This window comes from Ectobacillus sp. (assembly GCF_056992975.1).
Window position 1 is genome coordinate 1 of sequence record NZ_JBXKMX010000030.1, and the last position, 2,015, is coordinate 2,015.

At 37.2% G+C, this 2,015-nt stretch carries 3 protein-coding genes and 2 pseudogenes; all 5 read left to right on the forward strand.

What is annotated here, in order from left to right; genetic code table 11:
• Positions 1–255: pseudogene (locus AC11ZT_RS01270) on the forward strand (S8 family serine peptidase); the annotation flags it as partial.
• Positions 256–484: 229 nt separating this feature from the next.
• Positions 485–706, forward strand: a complete 222-nt coding sequence (locus tag AC11ZT_RS01275; RefSeq protein ID WP_484057870.1) for an AtpZ/AtpI family protein — start codon at positions 485–487, stop codon at positions 704–706.
• Between the two features lie 8 nt (positions 707–714).
• Complete coding sequence (locus AC11ZT_RS01280) at positions 715–1,083, forward strand: ATP synthase subunit I (protein ID WP_484057871.1); 369 nt, start codon at positions 715–717, stop codon at positions 1,081–1,083.
• 23 nt (positions 1,084–1,106) lie between these two features.
• Positions 1,107–1,817: a F0F1 ATP synthase subunit A gene (gene atpB, locus AC11ZT_RS01285; RefSeq protein WP_484057872.1), complete on the forward strand. Its 711-nt coding sequence runs from the start codon at positions 1,107–1,109 to the stop codon at positions 1,815–1,817.
• Between the two features lie 94 nt (positions 1,818–1,911).
• Positions 1,912–2,015: pseudogene (locus AC11ZT_RS01290) on the forward strand (F0F1 ATP synthase subunit C); the annotation flags it as partial.

Consider the following 2,015-nt stretch of genomic DNA (forward strand, 5'->3'; position numbering starts at 1 on the left):
GATCGAGTAGGGACATATCGTTATGAAATATACTTGCCTCGAGGGGCAGATGAATTCGGTATTGCACTTTATCATGCAGATAGCCTTGCTTTTGCCGGATTTATGGACTGGGGAAAGCCCGCGCCAAAAGGTTTAATCAAACGAGAACTAACATCAAAAGAACTTCCACCAGCTGGTGCATATAAAGCGATTATTTTTGCTAAAAGGGGAGGAAAAGAAGATCGAATAGAAACGACCATAGAAATTACCAAATAACATAAAATATTGTAGTATTCAAGGGGATTGTAGCAGATAAATATGAAAAATTCGTGAAATGTTGCTATAGTGTGACAAATTTCACTTACTCTCATTGACATTGATTCTATGCTATTGTATGCTAACAAAGGGTATGAGAAAGATTGGGCATTCTCTGGAAACTTCGTGCAAGAATGTTTATTATTTTTTTGGCTTTATCCACATCAAATCAAACCACGAGGATGTATCCATGCGTCAAAACAATCGCCACCCATTAAGGGCTATGGCTTTAATGACAGCGATTTCTTCCCAATTAGTCGGGTCAATCTTGATAGGTATCTTTCTAGGAAGATGGCTAGACGGATTTGTTAATACCGGGCCGTTGTTTTTAGTGATTGGTCTTCTTTTAGGACTTGCTACTGGTATTTTTGTTATGCTCCGCACAATTCGACAATTTCATGAAGGAGATTAACTGGCAGAATGCAAGAATTAAACGAAATGTTCAATAGACAACGGAAATACATAGTGTATGTAATAGGTGTTTACGTGTTGGGAGTCATTTTCACTAAGTATGATCAAATTTTCCAAGGGTTAATTCTAGGTACCATTTCTAGCTTATTTATGTTCTGGTCAATGGTACAAAAGAACAAAAATTTTTCTAAGGCAGTCTCTGAAGGTAAAAAAACGGGATCACTTGGAACGGTTACAAGGATGTCAATCGGGGCTTTAGCAACGGTTATAGCACTGAGATATCCTAATGAATTCCATATAGGAAGCATGGTATTGGGATTAATGACAGTTTATATTGTCATTATGATAGATTATTTAATACAACATTTACGTCGATAGTTAAAGAAGAGAGGTGAATACTGTTGAATCATGAAGCTCCTATTGTGGAATTTTTGGGGTTAAATTTTAATATGGCAAACGTCTTGATGATTACTATTTCAAGCCTTATAGTTTTCATTCTCGCTGTATCATCCACCAGACGTCTTGCGATGAAGCCTACAGGACTTCAAAACTTTATGGAATGGGTTATGGATTTCGTAAAAGGCATCATCAAAAACACCATGGATTGGAATACAGGTGGACGCTTTCTAATATTGGGAATGACCTTACTTATGTATATCTTTGTTTCAAATATGTTAGGGTTACCATTCTCAATTGTTTTAGGAGGAGAGCTTTGGTGGAAATCACCAACAGCCGATCCAGCGATCACCTTAACCTTGGCCATTATGGTAATGGGGTTAACTCATTATTATGGTATCAAGATGAGAGGTGGCAAGCACTACGCAAAAACCTTCGTATCACCAATGGGTTTCTTATTCCCATTAAAACTTATTGAAGAATTCGCAAATACATTAACTCTAGGACTACGGCTTTACGGTAATATCTTTGCAGGTGAGTTACTGCTAGGATTACTTGCTGGACTAGGATCTAGTGGTTTTGGTGGTGCCCTTGGTGCAATTTTACCAATGCTAGCATGGCAAGGCTTTAGTATATTTGTAGGCTCTATCCAAGCGTTTATTTTTACAATGCTAACGATGGTTTATATTTCTCACAAAGTGAGTGCCGACCATTAATTATAAAAAACAATATTATTAAAAATTCCTAAGAATGTATGATGCATTTTTATGGATAAAAAAATGAAACCCAATTTCAAGGAGGAAATTAATCATGACAGGTTCAATTGGTCTTATTGCTGCAGCAATCGCAGTTGGTTTAGGTGCACTAGGTGCAGGTATTGGTAATGGTCTTATCGTAGGACGTACAATCGAAGG